Genomic DNA, 2,228 nt, shown 5'->3' with positions numbered 1-2,228 from the left:
GCAGGGGCTCACCCAGGCGGAGATCGTCATCAGCATGGGCAGCACTCGCTGGGTGGTGGCGCAGGCGGTGAAGAAGATCAACTCTGAAAGCAAGCAATGAAGCAAGTGAAAGTGGGAGCCCTGACCTACGCGCAGTTGATCCTGCACATGCTGGAGGGCGTTCACGACTGCCGCACCCTGGCCGAGTTGACGGGCCTACACTACGTCACCGTCCTGCAGTACACCCGCGAACTCCACGCCGCCAAGGCCGCGCACATCTGCGCATGGGACAAAGACGGACGCGGCCGGGACTCCATCAAGATTTACAAGATCGGCCCAGGGCGCGACGCCAAGCGGCAACGTAAGACGGACGCCGAACGGGCGCGAACCTACCGCAGCAAGGCCCAGCATCTGGACATGGTGCAGCGCCTGGCGGGCAGCACTGTTTCCTCAACCAACTGAAAGACCGAAATGACAATTCCCCGCATCAAACAGTGGTTCCAACTTGCCGTACCGGAGCCCACCGACAAAANCACTGTTTCCTCAACCAACTGAAAGACCGAAATGACAATTCCCCGCATCAAACAGTGGTTCCAACTTGCCGTACCGGAGCCCACCGACAAAAACCGCGCCGTACAGCTCGGTTGCCACGCGGAAGAGTTCGCCGAGATGCTGACGGCATTGGGCTTCCAAAACACCTCGGCGAACGTCGAACTGTGGGCCAATTACATGAAGAGCGAGTTCCCGGGCGTGATGCAACCAGACCGCACCGAACTGCTTGACGCCATCTGCGACCAGATCGTCACCGCCGTCGGCGTGGCCCACATGTTCGGGCTGGACATCGAGGGCGCGCTGGCCGAGGTCACACGGAGCAACTATTCGAAATTCGTTGACGGCAAGCCGGTGTTCGATGCCAACGGCAAGATTGCCAAGCCACAGTCGTACATCAAGCCTGACCTCACGCCTTTCCTGTGACCCGCTACGCCCCTCGGGTTTATCAGCCCGCCATCACCAATCATATCCTGAACCACCCCCGCTGCTTCGTGGCGGCGTCCATGGGAACCGGCAAAGGGCCGGCCACCCTGGAGGCCCTGTCCATGCTGTTGCTGCTCGGTGAGGTCAAGCGCGTGCTCGTGCTCGGCCCCAAGCGCGTGGCCGTCAGCACGTGGCCCGGTGAGATCGAGAAGTTCAAAGCCAGCTTCGGGCACATGAAGATCGCCGTGGCCGTCGGCGATGCCGATACGCGCCGCGCCGCCATTGGCTCCGACGCGGTGATCGTTACGGCAAATTACGACGTGCTGGAATGGCTGGTGGAGTACCACGGCGCCAACTGGTCGTTCGATTGCATCGTCTGTGACGAAAGCACGAAACTCAAGAGCCTGCGCGTCAGCATCCAGACGAGCAAGTCCGGCAAGAAGTTTCTCACCGGCCAAGGGGGCAAGCGCGCCAAAGCCCTGGCCCGCGTCGCGTTGACCCGCGCCACTCGGTTCATCTGCCTGTCTGGCACGCCCGCTCCGAATGGCCTGGAAGATTTGTGGGCGCAGTATTTTTTCTTGGATTCCGGCCGACGCCTCGGAACCAGTTTCACTGCCTTCAGCCACCGCTGGTTCCGCGCCCGCCCGGGAAGCGACCCGCAGAAGCAACAGATTGAACCGCTACCTTTTGCGGACGAACAAATTCGCGCAGCCATCAAAGACATCACCATCGCGCTGGAGGCGCGCGACTACTTTGACTTACCCGAACTCATCGAGAACGACATCAAGGTTGAGATGCCATCGGCCGCCATGAAGCTCTATAAAAAAATGGAGCAAGAAATGTTCGTGGAGCTGGAAGGCAAGCCCATCGAAGCCTTCAGCGCGGCAGCCCTCTCGCAGAAGGTTTTACAAATCGCTTCTGGCGCGCTCTACACCGACGCTGACGGCGCATGGTCGCTGGTGCACGACGCCAAGATCGAGGCGCTGCAGAGCGTGGTCGAAGAGGCAGCAGGCATGCCAGTGCTCTGTGCGTACCACTTCAAGAGCGACCTGGCGCGCATCTTGAAGGCGTTCCCCAAGGCTGTGCACCTCGGCGCCGACCCGAAGATCATCGACCGCTGGAACGCGGGTGAGATTCAAATGCTCGTGGCCCACCCACAAAGCGCCGGCCACGGGTTGAGTCTCCAGCACGGAAGCAACATTCTGTGTTTCTTCTCCAGCAACTGGAGTCTTGAGGCCAGCGCGCAGATGGTCGAGCGCCTGGGCCCCACCCGC

3 protein-coding genes are annotated in these 2,228 nt (G+C 60.8%); all 3 read left to right on the top strand.

Annotated features, from left to right (window positions below; genetic code table 11):
- The first annotated feature begins 96 nt into the window (after positions 1-96).
- Positions 97-441 carry a hypothetical protein gene (locus I6F49_RS20095; RefSeq protein WP_114488331.1) on the top strand — a complete coding sequence of 115 codons (345 nt, stop codon included), beginning with the start codon at positions 97-99 and terminating at the stop codon, positions 439-441.
- 102 nt (positions 442-543) lie between these two features.
- A complete protein-coding gene (locus I6F49_RS20090) occupies positions 544-954 on the top strand; it encodes a nucleoside triphosphate pyrophosphohydrolase family protein (protein WP_114488330.1) in 411 nt (136 codons plus the stop codon).
- Positions 951-2,228, top strand: a 1,278-nt coding sequence (locus I6F49_RS20085) for an SNF2-related protein (protein WP_331461461.1), incomplete at its 3' end; no start/stop codon positions are given. The genes I6F49_RS20090 and I6F49_RS20085, both read left to right, overlap by 4 nt.

This window comes from Pseudoalteromonas sp. SWN166 (genome assembly GCF_015864485.1).
In the GTDB taxonomy this organism is placed as follows: Bacteria; Pseudomonadota; Gammaproteobacteria; order Enterobacterales; family Alteromonadaceae; genus Pseudoalteromonas.
Note: the sequence above shows the minus strand (reverse complement) of the source record. Positions and strands in the feature narration are given on the sequence as shown.

Excerpts from the sequence above, each read along its gene's own strand:
- I6F49_RS20095 (WP_114488331.1), top strand. The coding sequence starts at position 97 with ATGAAGCAAGTGAAAGTGGGAGCCCTGACCTACGCGCAGTTGATCCTG.
- I6F49_RS20090 (WP_114488330.1), top strand. The coding sequence starts at position 544 with ATGACAATTCCCCGCATCAAACAGTGGTTCCAACTTGCCGTACCGGAG.